This window comes from Nonomuraea africana (assembly GCF_014873535.1).
Taxonomy (GTDB): Bacteria; Actinomycetota; Actinomycetes; order Streptosporangiales; family Streptosporangiaceae; genus Nonomuraea; species Nonomuraea africana.
In genome coordinates, this window is sequence record NZ_JADBEF010000001.1 from 6,511,529 (window position 1) to 6,530,064 (window position 18,536).

The 18,536-nt window shown below is 71.1% G+C and carries 17 protein-coding genes and 1 pseudogene; 7 read left to right on the forward strand and 11 right to left on the reverse strand.

Features of this window, described 5'->3' with window-relative positions:
- Positions 1–31: 31 nt before the first annotated feature.
- Together H4W81_RS30800 and H4W81_RS30805 are read right to left on the reverse strand one after the other, a co-directional pair.
- A complete protein-coding gene (locus H4W81_RS30800) occupies positions 32–988 on the reverse strand; it encodes an ROK family protein (protein WP_192778024.1) in 957 nt (318 codons plus the stop codon).
- Entirely contained in the window at positions 985–2,145 is a 1,161-nt protein-coding gene (locus tag H4W81_RS30805; protein WP_192781142.1) for an FIST signal transduction protein, read from the reverse strand. Before H4W81_RS30805 ends, H4W81_RS30800 begins: the two co-directional genes overlap by 4 nt.
- A gap of 180 nt (positions 2,146–2,325) precedes the next feature.
- On the opposite strand from H4W81_RS30805, the gene H4W81_RS30810 reads away from it, so the two are divergent.
- The 3 genes from H4W81_RS30810 to H4W81_RS47770 all read left to right on the forward strand — a co-directional run bounded on the left by H4W81_RS30810 (position 2,326) and on the right by H4W81_RS47770 (position 6,835).
- Positions 2,326–3,690, forward strand: coding sequence for a sigma 54-interacting transcriptional regulator (locus H4W81_RS30810; RefSeq protein ID WP_225958868.1), 1,365 nt, complete (start codon positions 2,326–2,328; stop codon positions 3,688–3,690).
- A gap of 109 nt (positions 3,691–3,799) precedes the next feature.
- Positions 3,800–4,609, forward strand: a complete 810-nt coding sequence (locus H4W81_RS30815; protein ID WP_192778026.1) for a hypothetical protein — start codon at positions 3,800–3,802, stop codon at positions 4,607–4,609.
- 27 nt (positions 4,610–4,636) lie between these two features.
- Positions 4,637–6,835: a vWA domain-containing protein gene (locus H4W81_RS47770; RefSeq protein WP_225958869.1), complete on the forward strand. Its 2,199-nt coding sequence runs from the start codon at positions 4,637–4,639 to the stop codon at positions 6,833–6,835.
- Here H4W81_RS47770 and H4W81_RS30830 read toward each other — a convergent pair.
- From H4W81_RS30830 to H4W81_RS30840, 3 genes are read right to left on the reverse strand one after another with little or no spacing between them, the layout of a single operon-like run.
- Positions 6,832–7,221, reverse strand: a complete 390-nt coding sequence (locus H4W81_RS30830) for a DUF6292 family protein (RefSeq protein WP_192778027.1) — start codon at positions 7,219–7,221, stop codon at positions 6,832–6,834. The genes H4W81_RS47770 and H4W81_RS30830 overlap by 4 nt on opposite strands.
- A gap of 19 nt (positions 7,222–7,240) precedes the next feature.
- Positions 7,241–7,747 carry a GNAT family N-acetyltransferase gene (locus tag H4W81_RS30835; protein ID WP_192778028.1) on the reverse strand — a complete coding sequence of 169 codons (507 nt, stop codon included), beginning with the start codon at positions 7,745–7,747 and terminating at the stop codon, positions 7,241–7,243.
- Entirely contained in the window at positions 7,748–8,524 is a 777-nt protein-coding gene (locus H4W81_RS30840; RefSeq protein ID WP_192778029.1) for a GntR family transcriptional regulator, read from the reverse strand.
- A 173-nt stretch (positions 8,525–8,697) separates the two neighbouring features.
- On the opposite strand from H4W81_RS30840, the gene H4W81_RS30845 reads away from it, so the two are divergent.
- Positions 8,698–8,952: a hypothetical protein gene (locus H4W81_RS30845; RefSeq protein ID WP_192778030.1), complete on the forward strand. Its 255-nt coding sequence runs from the start codon at positions 8,698–8,700 to the stop codon at positions 8,950–8,952.
- A gap of 3 nt (positions 8,953–8,955) precedes the next feature.
- Here the strand turns inward: H4W81_RS30845 and H4W81_RS30850 are convergent, their stop codons facing one another.
- Positions 8,956–9,378 carry a DUF6292 family protein gene (locus H4W81_RS30850; RefSeq protein WP_192778031.1) on the reverse strand — a complete coding sequence of 141 codons (423 nt, stop codon included), beginning with the start codon at positions 9,376–9,378 and terminating at the stop codon, positions 8,956–8,958.
- 262 nt (positions 9,379–9,640) lie between these two features.
- On the opposite strand from H4W81_RS30850, the gene H4W81_RS30855 reads away from it, so the two are divergent.
- Positions 9,641–10,072, forward strand: coding sequence for a DUF2269 family protein (locus H4W81_RS30855; protein WP_192778032.1), 432 nt, complete (start codon positions 9,641–9,643; stop codon positions 10,070–10,072).
- Here the strand turns inward: H4W81_RS30855 and H4W81_RS30860 are convergent.
- Both H4W81_RS30860 and H4W81_RS30865 read right to left on the reverse strand, forming a co-directional pair.
- Positions 10,069–11,208, reverse strand: coding sequence for a cystathionine gamma-synthase (locus H4W81_RS30860; protein ID WP_192778033.1), 1,140 nt, complete (start codon positions 11,206–11,208; stop codon positions 10,069–10,071). The genes H4W81_RS30855 and H4W81_RS30860 overlap by 4 nt on opposite strands.
- Before the next feature lie 122 nt (positions 11,209–11,330).
- On the reverse strand, positions 11,331–11,525 hold the full coding sequence (locus H4W81_RS30865) for a hypothetical protein (protein ID WP_192778034.1): 195 nt from the start codon (positions 11,523–11,525) through the stop codon (positions 11,331–11,333).
- Positions 11,526–11,664: 139 nt separating this feature from the next.
- On the opposite strand from H4W81_RS30865, the gene H4W81_RS30870 reads away from it, so the two are divergent.
- Positions 11,665–12,807 carry a sensor histidine kinase gene (locus H4W81_RS30870; protein WP_192778035.1) on the forward strand — a complete coding sequence of 381 codons (1,143 nt, stop codon included), beginning with the start codon at positions 11,665–11,667 and terminating at the stop codon, positions 12,805–12,807.
- 1,284 nt (positions 12,808–14,091) lie between these two features.
- On the opposite strand, the pseudogene H4W81_RS50350 reads toward H4W81_RS30870, so the two are convergent.
- Positions 14,092–15,102, reverse strand: a pseudogene (locus H4W81_RS50350) (ATP-binding protein); the annotation flags it as partial.
- Positions 15,063–15,929 (reverse strand): AfsR/SARP family transcriptional regulator, encoded by an 867-nt coding sequence (locus H4W81_RS30880; RefSeq protein ID WP_192778036.1) that lies wholly within the window; start codon positions 15,927–15,929, stop codon positions 15,063–15,065. The gene H4W81_RS30880 and the pseudogene H4W81_RS50350, both read right to left, overlap by 40 nt.
- A 53-nt stretch (positions 15,930–15,982) precedes the next feature.
- Here H4W81_RS30880 and H4W81_RS30885 point away from each other — a divergent pair, with 53 nt between their 5' ends.
- Complete coding sequence (locus H4W81_RS30885) at positions 15,983–16,936, forward strand: NAD(P)-dependent oxidoreductase (protein WP_192778037.1); 954 nt, start codon at positions 15,983–15,985, stop codon at positions 16,934–16,936.
- A gap of 167 nt (positions 16,937–17,103) precedes the next feature.
- On the opposite strand, the gene H4W81_RS30890 is transcribed toward H4W81_RS30885, so the two are convergent.
- Positions 17,104–18,474, reverse strand: a complete 1,371-nt coding sequence (locus tag H4W81_RS30890) for a cystathionine beta-synthase (RefSeq protein WP_192778038.1) — start codon at positions 18,472–18,474, stop codon at positions 17,104–17,106.
- Positions 18,475–18,536: the final 62 nt, after the last annotated feature.

An 18,536-nucleotide genomic window follows, 5' to 3' on the forward strand; every position in this document is an offset into this window, starting at 1 on the left:
CGGATGGCGCCGGTCGACGCCCTTCGACGAGCTAGCCCGCGCTCCAGTAGCGCTCCTCGGCCAGGACGAGAGCGGCCGCGCCGACGAGGCCCGCGTCCTGGCCGAGCTCGGCGGGGCAGACCCTGACCCTGCGCGCGAAGTCGAGACGCGCGTGCCCGCGCAGCGCCTCCTCCAGCGGGCCGAACAACAGCTCGCCCGCCTGCGACAGCCCGCCGCCGATGGTCACCAGGTCGAGGTCGCACAGCGCGGTGGCCGAGGCGATCGCCACGCCGAGGGCGGTGCCCGCCCTGCGCATGGCGGCCATCGCGACCTCGTCGCCCATCGCGGCGTCGCGGGCGAGGTCCCGCGCCGTCACCTCGCGATCCTCCAGGTACGGCCCGGCGTCCCCGGCCGCGCCGTACGTCGCCGGGATCCAGCCCTGCGCCAGCGCCCACGCCGTGAGCCCCGGCCCGCGGGCGACGGCCTCCAGGCAGCCGTGCCCGCCGCACCCGCACGGCGGCCCCTCGGGATCCACCACGACGTGCCCGATGTGCCCCGCGTTGCCGGTGCCGCCGTCGATCAGCCGGTCACCGAGGATGAGCCCGCCGCCCACCCCTGTGGACACGACCATGCCCAGCATGTTGGCGCTGCCCCTGCCCGCCCCGCGCCAGTGCTCGGCCACCGCGAGACAGATCGCGTCGTTGTGGACGCGCACCGGGACCGAGGGGAAGCGCTCGGCGAGCCTGGCGCGCAGCGGGAAGTCGCGCCAGCCCGGCATGTTGAGCGGCGACACCTCGCCCTCGGGCCAGGCCATCGGGCCTCCGCAGCCGACACCGACGCCCTTGACCTCGGCCGAGAACGGCTCGACCAGGTCGGTGAGCGTCCTCCACAGCGTCTCCGCCCCGCCGTCCCTCGGGGTCGCCACCCGCTCGGCCGCCACGACCTCCCCGGCGGCGGAGACCAGTCCGGCGGCGAACTTGGTCCCGCCGATGTCGATCGCGAGGATCACGAGGAGAAGACCAGGATCGAGGCGGTGAAGCCGTGCACGTGGTTGTGGCCCGCCACCGGGCCCACCTCGCCCGCGGCGAAGAAGCCCGCCATCCCGATCGCGCCGAGCGTGTCGCGCAGCGCCACCGCGTCGTGGTCGGCGCTGCCGAACATCGCCGAGCCCCTGCCGTTGCAGGCGAAGAGCAGGGCGCCGTCGACCCTGCCGAGTTCCTCGCGGTGCGCGTCGAGCAGGTCGTAGAGGTCCTCGTCGGCGGTCGCCGCGTCGCGCACCTGGAAGCGCACGCTCCTGCCGACGTCGACCACGTCGCCGATGGCCACCGCCTCGCGCTCGGGGTCGATGCCGATGACCCCGCGGATGAGGAAGTCGCCGCGCTCGTGGTGCTCGGCGTACTCGTCCATCGCCACGCCGATCTGCAGCCCTGAGGCGACCAGCTCGCGGTCGTCCTCGTCGAGGTCGCTGACGATGTCCTCCAGCCTGGCCAGCGCGGGCTGACCGGCCAGTTCCAGCAGCAGGTTCTCCTCCGCGCTGGTGACCACCATGGTCGGCCCGATCGGCCGGCAGCCCTGGCTGACCACCGTGCTCACCTTGACCCCGCCGCCCAGCAGGACGCCGATGGCGCCCTCGGTGTAGACCTCGCCGCCGGCGAACAGCCGCACCGAGCCCCTGCCCTCGAGGCCGTTGGCCAGGCCGCCGATCAGCGGAAGGTCGCCGAGCACCTCGGAGGAGCGCTCGACGAAGGCGTCGGTGGGGAAGGTGTAGGGGTCGGCCAGCAGGATCGCCACCTGGTCGTCGGCCCTGCGCTCGGGCAGCCCGACGACCACGAACTTGTCCCCGGCGCTCAGCGTCTCCAGCGCGAACGTGGTCAGCCGCCCGCCGTCGAGCTTCGCGGCCCACGCGCTCACCGAAGGCGTCAGTTCCACGCCCTGGCCGTCGCCGATCACGCCGGTCGCGCTGCAGCCGATCACGTGCGCGGACGACGCGACCTCCATGGCCCGCTGTCCCGCCCTGGCCACGTCGTCGGGATCCTCACCGCAGATGAAGAAGCAGACCAGGTCCGCGGGCCCGCTCAGCCCTGCCAGCGCCTGCCGTACGGCCGTCTCCGCGGCCGCGCACAGGTCGGATCCCACGGCGAGGCCGTCAGCGAATCGGCTCGTCAACAGCGCCACGTGTCTCGCCTCCCTTACACGTCGGTGGTTTCCCTCGGGCGGATTCTCCCCACTGCGAGCACAAGCACGCGCCCTTATCGTCACGCATCAGTCAAATCCGAAAGACATTCCCGCATTCCCCAAAGGCGACGTAGTCTCGATCCCGTGCATCAGCCTCGTATTCTCCGTGAGTTGCGAGAGAGCGGTCACGCTCATCGCAGCGTCAAGACCGAGGTCCGCGAGAACCTGCTCGCCAGGCTCCGCGCGGGCGAGCCGCGTTTCCCGGGCATCGTGGGCTTCGACGACACCGTCCTACCCCACCTCGAGCGCGCCCTGCTGGCCGGTCACGACCTGGTCCTGCTGGGCGAGCGCGGCCAGGGCAAGACCCGGCTCATCCGTACGGTCACCGGCCTGCTCGACGAGTGGACCCCCGTGGTCGAGGGATGCGAGATCAACGACCACCCTTACGAGCCGGTCTGCACCAGGTGCCGGCGCCTGGCCGACGAGCTGGGCGACGACCTGCCCGTCGCGTGGAAGCACCGCGACGAGCGCTACGGCGAGAAGCTCGCCACGCCCGACACCTCGGTCGGCGACCTGATCGGCGACGTCGACCCGATCAAGATCGCCGAGGGGCGCACCCTCGGCGACCCCGAGACCGTCCACTACGGCCTGGTCCCGCGCACCAACCGCGGCGTCTTCTCCGTCAACGAGCTGCCCGACCTGGCCGAACGCATCCAGGTCTCGCTGCTCAACGTCCTGGAGGAGCGCGACATCCAGGTGCGCGGCTACAACCTGCGCCTGCCGCTCGACATCCTGCTCATCGCCAGCGCCAACCCCGAGGACTACACCAACCGCGGCCGGATCATCACCCCGCTGAAGGACCGATTCGGCGCCGAGGTCCGCACCCACTACCCGCTCACCGTCGAGGACGAGCTCACGCTCATCCGCCAGGAGTCGATGCCCGACATCGGCGCCGACGTGCCCGAGCACCTGGTCGAGGTCATCGCCCGCTTCACCCGCCTGGTCCGCGAGTCGACCGCCGTCGACGCCCGCTCCGGCGTGTCGGCGCGCTTTTCCATCGCCGCCGCCGAGACCGCCGCGGCCTCGGCCGTACGGCGGGCCGCGATCGCCGGCGAGGAGCGGGCCGTCACCCGCGTCTGCGACCTGGCCACGGTGGTGCCCAGCCTGCGCGGCAAGGTGGAGTTCGAGGTCAGCGAGGAGGGCCGGGAGATCGAGATCCTGGCCCACCTGCTGCGCCGCGCCACCGCCGAGACCTTCCGCGGCAGGCTCGGCGGCCTGGACCTCACGCCGCTGCTGGACAAGTTCTCCGCGGGCGCCCAGGTGGAGTCGGGCGAGCTGGTCCCCGCGGGCGAGCTGCTGCGCCGCATCGGACCCGTCGAGGGGCTCGCCAAGGTGATGTCCAAGCTCGGCATGGGCACCGGGGAGGAGTCGCCCGGTCACGCGGCCGCCGCCCTGGAGTTCGCGCTCGAGGGTCTCTACCTGATGCGCCGTCTGTCCAAGGACGACGTCGACGGAGTCGCCACCTACCGCACGTAAACATTCAGGCGATCTCCCGCGTCCTACTTATGAGAAACGTGCGGCAGAGACCGCCGGTCTGACACGCACGTTTCTCATAAGTGGTGACACCTGAATCCCGGGGGAGATCATGCGTCTGCTCGCACTGACCGCCAGCGCCTCTCTTTGTGCCGCCCTCAGCGCCGCCGGCGTCGCCTCGGCCACCACCGTGCCCACCGCCGTACCCGCAACCGCGCCCGCCGCCGCACCCGCCGCGGTGCCGGTCTCCGCCGGCACCGCGGCCGGCAAGGTCGCGTACGGCTTCGCCTGGGCCGACGGCAAGGGCGTCCTGCGGGTCACGCCCGCCAAGGCGACGCTCGTCAAGGAGCACGGGATCCTGCGCTACAAGCTCAAGGCCGTCCCAGGCGCCAAGGAGGTCAGGCTCGACTACACCAAGTCCGCCTACCGCCGCCTCACCGTCGCCTGCGACCTCGTGGAGACCGAGGGCCGGGTGGCGCTCGACGCCAAGGGCCTGGGCAAGACGACGTGCACACCCGCCGACCTCGCCTTCACGCTGCAGCGCGGCCCCGCCGCGATCAAGGTCGAGTACGCGGGCACGAAGGCCGTCAAGGTCAGCGAGTTCCTGACCGACTGGGGCACCCCGAAGAGCGCGTTCGGCACGATCAAGCGGGTCAACGACACCACGGTCACCTTCAAGGGGATCAAGCTCGGCTACACCCACGCCATCGGCTTCTACCGGGTGACCGCCACGTGCTCCAGCGGCTGGCTGACCGGCAAGCCGGTCAACGCCTCCCAGGACGGCCTCGGCCAGAAGCCCTGCACGGCCGCCGACTTCACCAGAGTGCTGAAGGCTCAGAAGCATCCCGTGCTGGTCAAGGCCGACTACAACCCGCTCAGCGGTGAGCTGATCGAGGTGTGGGAGGTCTACGGCGACGCATGACGGGCGATCCCGGGTTAGCGTGGGCGCATGGGCTACCGCTATGGCGAGTACCACGACGGGCCTGACCCGCTTGCCCCGCCGTACGACGTGCGGGCGGCGCTCGACGAGATGGGTGACGCCATCCTGTCGGGGTCGACACCCGTCCACGCGCTCCGCGACCTGCTCAAGCGCGGGCTGCCGGGCGCTCAGGACCGCCGCGGGCTCGACGACATGCTCAGGGAGGTCCGGCGGCGCCGCCGCGAGCTGCGGGAGCGCGGCAGGCTCGACGGCACGCTCGACAGGGCCCGCTCCCTGCTCGACAAGGCGATCGGGCAGGAGCGCGCCGAGCTGTTCCCCGACCCTTCGGACGACGCCCGGCTGCGGGAGTCCGCGCTCGACACCCTGCCCGACGACACCGCGAGCGCCATCCAGGAGCTGAGCTCGTACGACTGGCGCTCGGCGGCGGCCAGGCAGACCTTCGAGGAGCTGCGCGGCCTGTTGCGCCGCGAGGTGCTCGACGCGCAGTTCAAGGGCATGCGCGACGCGCTGGCCAACCCCGATCCCGCGGCGATGGAGCGGGTCAGGCAGATGATGTCCGACCTCAACGACATGCTCGAACGGGACGCCCGAGGCGACCACACTCAAGCCGACTTCGACTCCTTCATGTCGCAATATGGCGACCTGTTCCCAGAGCGGCCCAGGACGCTGGAGGAGCTCGTCGACATCCTCGCCCGCAGGGCGGCGGCCACCCAGCGGATGCTCGCCTCCCTCACGCCCCGCCAGCGCGAGGAGCTCACCAACCTCATCAACCAGACGCTCGACCAGGCGGGGCTGTCGGAGCAGATGCGCCGTCTGGGCGACTCGCTCTACGCCCGCCGTCCCGACCTGGGGTGGGGCACTCCCGAACGGCTGACGGGCGAGGACCCGATGGGCATGGGCGACGCGGTCACCGCCCTGGAGGAGCTGGCCGACCTCACCCAGCTCGAAGCCGCCCTGCGCCAGGACTACCCCGGCGCGCGCCTCGACGACATCGACGAGGCGGCGATCCGGCGTGCCCTCGGCCGCTCGGCCGTCGACGACCTGGAGGCGCTCAAGCGGATCGAGCGCGAGCTGGAGGAGCAGGGGTACCTGCTGAGGCGGCGCGGCAAGCTCGAACTCACGCCCAAGGCGGTGCGAAGGCTCGGCGAGACGGCGCTGCGCCGCGTGTTCGCCTCGCTCGACGCCGGGCGCAGGGGCGACCACGACCAGCGCGACGCGGGTTCGGCCGGTGAGCTCACGGGCTCCTCCCGGTCCTGGCGCTTCGGCGACGAGCAGCCGATCGACGTCGTGCGCACCCTCGTCAACGGCATCCGCCGAGGCGACGCGCCCCGCCGTACCGCCCCTGCCGACCCGCCGGCAGAGGGACACCCCCACGCCCCCCGGGCAACCCCGGGCAGCGCATCCGTTCGCGCCCCCCAGGAAGCCCCGGGCAGCGCATCCGTTCCTGCCCCCCAGGAAGCCCCAGCCCGCGCATCCGGAGAGGGCCCCGCAACGCTCTCCCCTCACGCGCCTGGAGCGTCCTCCCTGGGAACCCCGGCCCGCGCATCGGGGCAGCGCGGCATGGACACCGTCAGGCCGCATTCGCGGGTCCGGCTCTCCGTCGACGACTTCGAGGTGAGCGAGACCGAGCGGCGCAGCGCCGCCGCCGTGTGCCTGCTCGTCGACCTGTCCTACTCGATGGCCCTGAGAGGCACCTGGGCCGCCGCCAAGCAGACCGCGCTGGCGCTGCAGGCCCTGGTCGCCTCGAAGTTCCCGCAGGACGCCGTCCAGATCGTCGGCTTCTCCAACTACGCCAGGGTGCTGCAGCCCGACGAGCTGGCGGGCCTCGACTGGGACATGGTGCAGGGCACGAACCTGCACCACGCGCTGCTCATCGCGGGCAGGCACCTCGACAGGCACCCCGACTTCGAGCCGGTCGTGCTGGTCGTCACCGACGGCGAGCCGACCGCGCACCTGATGCGCAACGGCCGCTCCGCCTTCGAGTGGCCGCCCTCGCCGGAGACCCTGGAGCTCACGCTCTCCGAGGTCGACAAGATGACCAGGCGGCGAGCCACGATCAACGTGTTCATGCTCGCCGCCGACGACCGGCTCAAGGAGTTCGTCGACGAGGTAGCCCGGCGCAACGGCGGCAGGGTCTTCTCCCCCAGCGCCGACCGCCTGGGAGAGTACGTCGTCAGCGACTTCCTGCGGCTGCGGAGGGCGCGCTAGACGATCGCGGGGATCGTGTAGGTGGCCAACCGCTCGTCGAGGCCGTCTCCGTAGTCGCGGTACGAGCGGTAGTGGGGACGCACGGGGCTGCCGCCCATGGCCTGCAGGACCGGAACGTCAGCGGGCCTGGGCAGCACGCCGCCGCCCAGGTAGCGGGGGTCGGCGAGCACCGTGCGCACGCCCTTCTCCCCCGAGACGAACCGGCCGTGCCGCCATCCGCTCTCCTCGTCCCAGACCAGGGCGGCTCCAGAGACCAGCAGGATGGTGGCGTCGCGGGGATCGAAGGGGTCGTCCCACCACTCCAGGGCATCGACGGCTAGGGCGACTTCGGCAACGTAGGCGACAGGCATCGAGAGCCATTCGGGCGTGTACGGCCGCATGCTCATCCCTTCAATGGGGGAGGCTTTACCCCACTGTAACCATCTTCCTGTGGAAGAGGGCCGCCGAGGGGTACCCGGGCAACCGCGACATTCCGACGAACTCGAAGCCCTGGCGCAGGTAGTACTTGTGCAGCGACTCGTTCGTCTTCCACACGTCGATGCGCAGCAGGCCGGGCCCTCGCGCCTCGGCCCAGTCGATGATCTCGGCGCCCAGGCCGTGCCCGGCGTGGTCGCGGTGGACGACGAGCCGGTGGAGGTAGAGGGCGGCGGTGTCGGGGTCGTGCTCCGCCCAGAGCTCCCGCTGCACCGCCGAGGTGAGGGTGACGGTGGCGGCGAGCCTGCCGTCCCGCTCCTCCACCCAGGTCAGGCGCTCCTTGATGCCGCCCATGACCCTGGCGTCCCTGGCCTCTCGGTCGGGCCACGGACGCTGCCACTGGTCGGTGTCCTTGTCCGCGAGCCAGGTCGCGGCGTTCTCGATCAGGCCGATGATCTCCGGGAAGTCGTCCGGCGTGGCCTGGCGCAGGTGGATCATTCAGCTCCGGTCTCGATACTTCGCCGGGATGGACCCGATGTGGTAGACGAGGCGGTTGCGGTCGGCGGGGTAGACGGTCACGGTGAGCCTGATCGGCCGCGCGGGGTCGAACGCCGTGCGCCACAGCACCTGGACGGACACTCCCGCGCCCGTCACGCCGAAGAAGGCGCTCTCGTCGGTGTAGGACATACGGGCGGTCAGCTCGTCGGTGTAGCCGACCTGCGGGTGCCCGAGATCCTCGAGCAGCCTGATCGTGCCCCGCTCGATGTCACCTGGCCTGATCAGGTCGGTGCCGTCGGCGATGTCCATCGGGTAGTAGGAGGTCTGCAGCGACCACGGCGTGCCGTCCACGAAGCGTTGCTGCACCCTGGTGACCACCTTGGCGCCGACCTTGACGTCGAGCCTGGCGGCCACGTCGGCGCGGGCCTGCACGACGTCCACGTGGGGTCTGCCCACCTCGGGACGGCGTCCGCGCAGCAGGACCGAGGAGACGTAGGCGTCGCCCGGCAGGTCGGCGGCGCGCCTGCCCTCCTCGTCCGACAGCAGCACGGGGAAGGTGTCGGGCCTGCGGCGCACGAAGGTGCCCTCGCCCTGGCGCTTCTCGAGCAGTTCCTGGTTCACCAGCTGGCGGATGGCTTCCCGCACGGTGTTGACGGAGAAGCCGGAGGAGTCCCTGAGCTCGATCTCGGTCGGGATCTGGTCACCGGGGCCCCATCGCCCGTCCTCGATGGCCTTGCGCAGCCGGTCGGCCAGCTGCTGGTACTTCGGAACCGGCACCGGATCGCTCCCCTTTGAGTTCCGATGGTTTGGATGAGACCAATCATTGGTATGACTGGGTTTACCCAAGTGAATCCTACACCAAGGATTCCCAGCGAGAACGGACGCGGCAAGGAGGCCGCATCTCGGGACCGCGACCCCCGAAATCCACCCCATACCGAGGGGAGGCCTCCATGTTGGAAGCAGCCATCATCCTGGCGCTGATCATCGCGAGCGGGGCGGCGGGCGTGTTCGTCGTCGTGGTGATAGGAATCCACCACGAGGACGGCGGGGCCTCGGCCACCGGCGCGCCACCAGGCCCGATCCACGCGGGCACCAGGCGCATCCTCAGGCTCACCGTCGATCACTCAGGATGCAGGTACGCGACCAATGACCAGCACGCCCCCTTCGACTGCCCGACCTGCGGCACGAAGGAAAGAGCGACCTGACGCTCAGGCGTTGAGCACCGCGCAGTAGTAGTTGAGCGCGACGTCGAAACCGTCGCGGCAGTTGCGGTGCGAGCGGTAGCAGGGACGCCAGGCCGAGCTCGAGCCCACTCCGGCGCGGGCGTCGGCCAGCGCTCCCGGCACCCGCTCGGGCCTGGGCAGCAGCCCGTGACCGAGGTAGCGCACCCCCGCCAGCTCGGTGTGCTGCCCGTGGCCGCCCGAGACGAAGGCTCCGAGCCGCCAGCCGCTCTCCTCGTCCCAGACCAGGGCACTGCCGTCACGCAGGCGAAGGGTGGCGTCACGCGGGTCGCACGGACCCTCCCACCAGTCGCCCACCTCGTCGCCGAGCAGGCCGACGACCTGACTGACGTAGGAGAACGGCTGGCGCACCCATTCCTGTGAGTACGGCTCGACGTGCCTTACGGCCACGACGGCACCCCCTTGTGCCTGGAGAACAGAATCCCAACCATACCGGCGCTGAACTTATTCCATTGCCAGAGCGTCTAGTCATTACGGACGATATTCGAGGAAGGAGGAAGCCATGCTCGCCATGATTGTCCTCATCGTCGTGATGGTCGTCGCCATCACGGCTTTCGAGCTGTGCATGAGCTGCCCTCACGACCGCAAGGAGGTAGAGACCGCGGGTCGTGAGTAATACCGGAGCGATCAGCTGACGACTAATGTCAGCCCCATGAATAGCACGTTGCTCTGGCTGCACATCGCTTTTGCGATCTTCGCCATCGGACCGCTCACCGCGGTGATCATGGCCGCGCCGCGCGCGATCCGCTCCAAGAACGCCGCCGTCCTGCAGACCCTGCAGCGAATGACCCGGATCTACGGGATCGGCTCGCTCGGGGTGCTGGTCTTCGGCGTGTGGCTCGGCGCGAGCCTCGGCGTGCTGGGCCGCTGGTACATGACCGCGTCCATGACGCTGTTCCTCGTCGCCCTCGTCCTGCTCTTCCTCGTCGAGCGCGATCTGCGCGGCGCCGTCAGGGCGTTCTCGTCCGAGACCCCTGACGACGACGCGAAGGTCGAAAACGCGCGCATCGCGATGATCGGCGGCGTGATCGGCCTGATCTACCTGGTGATCCTGTTCCTGATGGTCTTCCCCGGCGACAGCTAACCCAGCGCCTGGGTCAGGTCGGCGAGCAGGTCGTCGATCGTCTCGATGCCGACCGACAGCCGCACCAGATCGGCGGGCACCTCGAGGGGCGAGCCCGCCGCCGAGGCGTGCGTCATCCGGCCGGGGTGCTCGATCAGCGACTCGACCCCACCGAGCGACTCGCCCAGTGTGAACAGCTTCGTCCTGTCGCAGATCGCGACGGCCTCCTCCTCGCCGCCGTCGACGCGGAAGGACACCATGCCGCCGAAGCGCTTCATCTGCTTGGCCGCGATCTCGTGGCCGGGGTGCTCGTCGAGGCCGGGGTAGAGCACCTGGGTGACGCGCGGGTGGGCGAGCAGCAGATCGACCACGCGCTCGGCGTTGTCGCAGTGCCGGTCCATCCGCACGCCGAGCGTCTTCAGCCCGCGCAGCGTCAGCCACGCGTCGAAGGGGCCGGCCACCCCTCCCATGGCGTTCTGGTGGTAGGCCAGCTCGTCGCCGAGCCCCTTGTCCGCGACGATCAGCGCGCCGCCGACCACGTCGGAGTGCCCGCCGACGTACTTGGTGGTCGAGTGCACCACCACGTCGGCGCCGAGCGACAGCGGCTGCTGCAGGTACGGCGAGGCGAAGGTGTTGTCCACCACGAGCAGCGCGTCGTTGTCATGCGCCAGCTCGGCCAGCGCGGCGATGTCGGCGATGCCGAGCAGCGGGTTCGTCGGCGTCTCGACCCAGATCATCCTGGTCTTCTGCGTCATGGCCGCGGCCACCGCGTCGAGGTCGCCCAGCGGCACGGGGTCGTAGCGCAGCCCCCAGCGCTCGTGCACCTTGGCGAACAGCCGGTAGGTGCCGCCGTAGGCGTCGTTCGGGATCACCACGTGGTCGTTGGGCTTGCAGACCGTGCGCAACAGCGTGTCCTCGGCCGCAAGGCCCGAGGCGAACGCCATGCCCCTCGCCCCTCCCTCGACCGCGGCCAGCGCCTCCTCCAACGCGGTCCGCGTCGGGTTGGCCGACCGGCTGTACTCATATCCGCCCCGGAGACCGCCCACGCCGTCCTGCTTGTACGTGGAGGTGGCGTAGATCGGTGGAACGACCGCGCCGGTCACCGGGTCGGGCTCCTGGCCTGCGTGAATCGCCAGGGTCTCGAAACCATTGCTCATGCCCCCCACGCTAGCCCAGGAAAAAACGGCGAAGCCCGCGATCCGTCCCCCAACCGATCGCGGGCCTCATCGTCGTCACGTGCGGCTTGTCCCCCAACCGCCCACCCGTGACGGGTCTTGTGTCAGGCCGCCCTGCTGTCGCCGCGCTCCTCGGCGGCGAGCCGGGGCAGCCGTACGACGTCGGCGTTGATGTGACGGCCGCTCTCGCCCTCGGCGGACTCCCCGTTGATGCGGGAGAGCAGCACCGGGTCGGCAAGCGCGAGCAGCACGCTGATGACGAGCCCGACACCCAGGAGTACGAATCCGATAACGACCATTTCCCTCATCCCCTTCGACGCTTCAAGCATGCGCGCCGCGCCCCTGTCCCCGAATCGACTGAAGGACCGGTCTCCGGGCCGGGAGGTCGGCCGAATGGTTGATATGAGCTGTCCGACTTCCGGCCTAGGCTCGGGTGCCGTGGGGGACAACAAACGCTTCGTCTACTGGATCAGGCGGCTCAGCGAGATCGCGATGATCGGCTGGCTGAGCATGATGCTGCTGGCCGATCTGGCCGTCGCCATCGGCTCGGGAGGGCTGCAGTTCCTCGTCCCCGTGTGCGGCGGCGTCGGCATCGCGGCGGTGGCGCTGCGCAGGCGTTACCGGGTCGAGGGCTTCGTCGTCCTGATGGCCCTGTCTCTCGGCGTCTCCCTTCTCATCGGCGCGACCAACCTCCGTGGAGTCCCAGGAACGGCGGAGAGCGGCGCGCTGCTCATCCTGGTCATCGGGATCCTGCGGCACGTCGAACCCGTGCGGAAGGCCGCCACGCTGAGCCTGGTGGCGATGGGTGTGCTCATGGCGGAGGGCGGCCTGCGCGACTACGGCAGCGCCGGGCTGCTCTTCTCCTTCGTGCTGTTCATCGGCTGGGCCATGGCCGCGGGCGTCGGCGGTTATCTGCGTTTCCAGCAGGAGCGCCGCGTCGAGGCCGTCCACGCCGTACGGCGCTCCGAACGCCTGGAGCTGGCCAGGGAGCTGCACGACCTGGTCGCCCACCACATCACCGGCATCGTGGTCCAGGCCCAGGCGGCCAGGACGGTCGCCGAGGTGAAGCCGGAGGCCGTCACGCCCGCCCTCGACGCCATCGCCAACGCGGGGGCCGAGGCGCTCACCTCGATGCGCCGCCTCGTCACCGTGCTCCGCGCGGAGGACGAGGCGGCCCGCACGCCCGGCACCTCCCTCGCCGACCTGCGCCTGCTGACCGAGCGCTTCTGCGCCACGGGGCCCAACGTCTCCTTCGAGGTCGGCCAGGGCATCACCGACGGCACGCTCCCGCCCGAGGTCATGACCACCCTGCACAGGGTGCTGCAGGAGTCGCTCACCAACGTCCGCCGCCACGCCCCTGGAACCGGATGGGTGGAGGTCGACCTGCGGCTCCACGAGCGCACGGTACGGCTGCGCGTGCGTAACTACGGCTCGGCCACCGACCCGCGCCTCTCACGGCTCGGCGGGGGCTTCGGGCTGGTCGGCATGGCCGAGAGGGTCGAGGCCCTCGGCGGCAGGCTGCTGGCAGGGCCCACCCCTGAAGGCGCGTGGGAGGTGTTCGCCGAGTTCCCCCTCACCTGAGGCGTGGAGCCTGTCGTACTCCCGCTCGCCCAGCTCCGCGCGCGCCCTGGCGGCGATCCTGTCGACGTCGCCGCGCTCGGCCCTCGGGAGGGGCGCGCCCACCGACCGCCTGATGGCGGTGGCCGTGCCGAGCAGGCGGGCGGCGTCACGGGCGGGCAGCGCGCCCGCGAGGCCCTCCAGCGCCAGCGCCACCGCTCGGGGGTCACCGCTCGCACTGGCCGACTCGTAGCCCTCCCTGTGCAGCGCCAGCGCCGCCCGCAGGTCGCCGCGCTGCTCGGCGGCGAAGCCCAGCTCCGCCAGGATCAGCGCGACGCCGGGCTGGCCGTCCACCTGCCTCAGCCAGGTCAGCCACGGCCGCAGCAGCGCCTCGGCCTCGTCCAGCCTGCCCTGTCGCCGCGCGCTGAGGCCGAGCCCGACCACCGCGTGCTCCTCCGCCGACTTGTACGAGTGCTCGACCGCCAGCCTTCTCGCCCGCTCGTGGTACTCGTCGGCCAGGGCGTGCTCGCCCATCAGCAGGGCGGTCCTGCCCAGCACCGACAGGGAGAAGGAGATCTCCAGCCCCAGCTCCTCCGCCAGCCGCAGCCCTTCACCTCGCAACCTCGCCGACTCCCCGTAGTCGCCGCGGATCTCGGCGAGCAGGCCGAGCGTGTCCATCGCCTCGCTCCTGCCCCACCCGTCGCCCAGCTCGTCGAAGAGAGCGAGGCTGCGCTCGCCGTCCTCCCGCATCGCGGCCAGGTCGCCGTGGATGAGGGCCAGCCTGGCCCGAACGCAGAGCGCGGCCGCCACGCCCCACCTGTCGCCCCGCCGGCGGAAGGCGGCCAGCGCCCGCTCCACCCTCACCCCGTGCACCATGTAGTCGCCGTAGACCCACCGCACGTAGCTCATGAACCAGTCGGCGAACGCCTGCCCCGCCTCGTCCAGCTCCTCGTACGGCACCGCTTCCGCTTCGTCGCCCGTGGACAGCGTCATCACGGCGTGCCAGACGGCCGCCAGCGCCCGCTCCTTCGGCTCGCCCGTCCCGGACGCCAACGCCCTGGCGATCGCCGCGCTCGCCTCGCCCCGCCTGCCGCGCAGGTACCAGTACCAGCCCAGCGCGTTGACCAGCCGCAGCGCGTGAGTCTCGCTCTCCAGCGCGACGCGCAGGTTGGCGCCCTCGGCGTCGAGCCTGCGCAGCCACTCCCCCTGCTCGGGACCGCGCAGCCGGGCCCGCTCGGCCAAATCGGTGTAGTACGCCGCGTGCCGCTCCCTGAGCACGTCGCTCTCGCCCGCCTCCGCCAGCCGTTCGAGCCCGTAGGCCCTGACGGTCTCCAGCAGCCTGTAACGCGGCCCTGGACTCACCAGAGACCTGTCGACCAGCTGCGCGATCGTGGCGACGACGTCCACGCCCCGCTCGGCGCAGACCTGTTCGGCGGCCTCCAGCAGGCACCCGTCGGCATGGACGGCCAGCCGCCGCAGCACCACCCGCTCGGCCTCGGACAGCAGCTCCCAGCTCCAGTCGATGACCGCGCGCAACGTCTGCTGCCGGCCGGGCGCGCCCCTCCTGCCCGCGCCGAGCACCCTGAACCTGTCGTCGAGCCGTACGGCCAGCTCCCGCAGGCCCAGGGCGCGCACCTTGGTGGCCGCCAGCTCCAAGGCCAGCGGCAGCCCGTCGAGCCGTTCGACGATGGTCGCGACGGTCTTCGCGTCGCCCTCGTCCAGCGCGAACCCCGGATCGGCGGCCACCGCCCGCGCCGCGAACAGCCGTACGCCCTGCTCGGTCTCCAGCGGAGGCACGGGCCATACCCGCTCCCCTGGTACGGCCAGCGCCTCCCTGCTGGTCGCCAGCACGCGCAGCCCCCGTGCCGCGTTCAGGAGCGTGGAGACGAGGTCGGCGGCGCGGTCGATGACGTGCTCGCAGTTGTCCATGACGAGCAGCAGCCGTCTGTCGCGCAGCGCGGTGACGAGGCGTTCGACGGGTCCTGCCGAGACTCCGTCGTCGCGCAGGCCCAGCGCCTCGATCACCGCCTGCACGGGGTCGCCCGTCGCGGCCAGCTCGACCAGCCTGACCTCCTCCACCTCCGCGGCGCTCTCCACGGCGAGCCTCGTCTTGCCCACGCCGCCGGGGCCTGTGAGCGTGACGAGCCTGCTGGAGCCGAGGAGCGCGCGCACCTCGGCCACGGCCTCGTCCCTGCCGATGAGCTCGGTCATCGGCACCGGCAGCCGCACCCCTGACTCGAACCCCGGATCCTGGGTCGCCGGTCCTCCGGCCACCGTGCTCAGCAGCGCCCGGCCTGTCTCTCCCGGCCGTTCACCCATCGCCCGCCCGGAGACCGCCCTTCCGCCCGCCACTCTGTGGTTCCAGGCCGCTCCCGCTCGGGTCGGTCGCGGTCGGGTCTTGAGGTCGTGAGGAGGGGCGCGTGGGGCGGGGCGTCGAGTGAGCGGTCCTGGCGCAGGATCGCCTCGTAGAGCGCCGCCAGCTCCCTGCTCGGATCCACCCCCAGCTCGTCGGCCAGCAGCGCGCGCACCTCCGCGTAGCTCTCCAGCGCCTCGCTCTGCCGTCCGCCCCTGTAGAGCGCGCGCAGGTGCAGTCCCCTCAGCCGCTCCCTCAGGGGGTGCTCGCGCACCAGGTCGGCGAGCTCCACCGGCTCGCCGAGGGCCAGCCGTACCTCCGCCTGGTCCTCGAGCGCCGTCAGGCGCGCCTCCTCCAGTCTGGCGGCGGCGGGAGCGGCGAAGGCCGCGTCGGCGTGGTCGGCGTACGCGGGCCCTCTCCACAGCGCCAGAGCGTCGGACAGCAGCCCGGCCCGCGCCTCCAGCGACCCTTCACGGGCCCGCCCGAGGAGGTCGGCGAACTCCTTCGCGTCCACCCACGCCCCGGCGAGCCGGTAGCCGGAGGGGTCGCGCACCACCGCGTCGGCCGAGCCGAGCGCGCGACGCAGCTGCGACACCCTGGCCTGCAGCGTCCCCACCGGGTTGGCGGAGGGACGCGCGCCCCAGAGGTCGTCGATCAGCCGGTCCACCGGCACCGGACGGCCCTCGTGCACCAGCAGGTCGGCCAGCAGGGCGCGCACCTTCGCCTCGGGCACCCGCACCTGGACGCCCTCGTCCGTCCACACGGCCAGCGGCCCCAGCACCCCGAAACGCATGACCCGTAGCCAACCATAAGCATTCCCGAAGGACGGTCGCCGAGGCTGGGGGCATGACAACGCATGTGACTGTGATCGGCCTCGGAGCCATGGGCTCGACGATGGCCGAGATGTTCTTGAAGGCGGGCCACCAGGTGACGGTGTGGAACAGGACACCTGGCAAGGCGGGCGCGCTGGTGGCGCTCGGCGCGCACGAGGCGTCCTCGCCCGCCGAGGCCGGGGAGCTCCTGGTGATCAGTCAGCTGGACTACCAGGCGATGTACGACAGCCTTGGCGACGTCGACCTGCAGGGGAAGGTGCTGTTCAACCTCAGCTCCGATGCCCCCTCGATCCTGCGCGAGGCCTCGGACTGGGTGGCCGCGCGCGGCGGGGTGCTCGTCACCGGAGGCATCATGGTCCCGCCGCCCGGCATCGGCCAGCCTGGCGCCTACACCTTCTACAGCGGCCCTTCCGAGGTCGTCACCCGCCACACCGAGACGTTGAAGGCGATCAGCGACGTCACCTACGTCGGCGCCGACCCGGGGCTGGCGATGGTCTTCTACCAGTCGCAGCTGTTCATGTTCTGGTCCGGGCTGACGGCGTACATGTACGCGAGCGCGCTGGCGGAGAGCGCGGGGGTGGCGCCTTCCCAGCTGCTTCCCTTCGCGCAGGAGACGTTCGGCGGGATCGCGGGCGAGGGGCCGATGGGGTTCCTGAAGTACCTCACGGCGGAGTTCGAGGAGCGGTCCTACCCTGGCGAGGCCAACAGCCTGCACATGCAGGCGGTGGGGATGGGGCACGTGGTGCACGTTCAAGGAGGCGGGGATCGACGTCACGCTGCCCGTCGCGCTGAAGAGCCTGTTCGACCGCGCCGACGCGGAGGGTCGCGGGGCCGAGGGCCTGGGCACCATCATCGAGTCCATCAAGAAGCCCTGACCACCCGTACGGCCCCGCCCCGCCGGAGCGGGGCCGAGGTCCCTCGAAGCTCTCAGGGACGTCGACACAGCCCCCAGAGACCCACCCCGTGACTACCCGTACAGCCCCAGCCCGAGCAAGGGAGCAGACCGAGGTATTCTCGCCTCTCCGTAGAGGCGAGACGCCCGTCTCCCAAAACCCCGGCCCCGTGACCGCCCACACGGTCTCATCGTGCTGAGGGCGGTCACGGGGTCTCCTGGGAGTGGGCTTCCCCGGCGGGTCAGTGGTTGGCGAGGAAGGCGAGGAGGTCCTGGCGGGTGAGGAGGCCGGCGGGCTTGCCGTCCTCCAGCACCACCGCCGCGTCCGCCTTCTCCAGCGCCTCCACCGCCCGCGACACCGGCTCCCCCGCGCCGATCATCGGCAGCGGCTGCGACATGTGCTCGGCGATCGGGTCGTCGGAGTCCAGCTTGCCCCGGTACAGCGCCTCCAGCAGGTCGCGCTCCACGATCGACCCGACGACCTCGGCCGCCATCACCGGCGGCTCCTCCTTCATGACGGGCAGCTGCGAGACGGAGTACTCCCGCATGATGGAGATCGCCGTCCCCACCGACTCGTGCGGATGCGCGTGCACGAAGGACGGCATCGTGCCGCCCTTGCGCGAGAGCACGTCGCGCACCAGTCCGCTCTCCGAGGGCGTGGTGAGGAAACCGTAGTCGGCCATCCACTCGTCGTTGAAGATCTTGGACAGGTAGCCCCGCCCGCCGTCCGGCAGCAGCACGACCACCACGTCGTCGGGCCCGGCCTTGGCCGCCACCTGCAGGGCGGCGACCGCTGCCATGCCGCAGGAGCCGCCCACCAGCAGCGCCTCCTCGCGGGCCAGGCGCCTGGTCATGTTGAAGGAGTCCTTGTCCGACACCGCGATGATCTCGTCGCAGATCGTCGTGTCGTAGGTCGCCGGCCAGATGTCCTCGCCCACTCCCTCGACCAGGTACGGGCGGCCGGTGCCACCGGAGTAGACCGAGCCCTCGGGGTCCGCGCCGATGATCTTAACCCGGCCGTCGGAGACCTCCTTGAGGTAGCGGCCCGTGCCGCTGATCGTGCCGCCGGTGCCGACGCCCGCCACGAAGTGCGTGATGCGCCCCTCGGTCTGCTCCCACAGCTCAGGGCCGGTCGAGCGGTAGTGCGACTCGGGGTTCTGGACGTTGGAGTACTGGTCGGGCTTCCACGCGTTGGGAATCTCGCGGGCCAGCCGGTCGGAGACCGAGTAGTAGGACTCGGGGTGGTCGGGCGAGACGGCGGTCGGGCAGACCACGACCTCGGCCCCGTAGGCCCGCAGTACGGAGATCTTGTCCTGGGCGACCTTGTCGGGCACGACGAAGACGCACTTGTAGCCCTTCTTCTGGGCCACGATGGCCAGCCCGACGCCGGTGTTGCCGGAGGTCGGCTCGACGATCGTGCCGCCGGGCCGCAACTCCCCCGACGCCTCTGCCGCCTCGATCATCCGTACCGCGATGCGGTCCTTCACCGAGCCGCCCGGGTTGAAGTACTCGACCTTGGCGAGCACCTGCGCGGGAAGGCCCGCCGAGACCTTGTGCAGCCTGACGAGCGGAGTGTTCCCCATGAGCTCGATCAGGGAATCGTAAACGCGCACTGAGGTGTTCACCTTCTTTGCAGAAGCTTGATCAGCTTGTGGATGGCCAGGGCCCCCAGGGG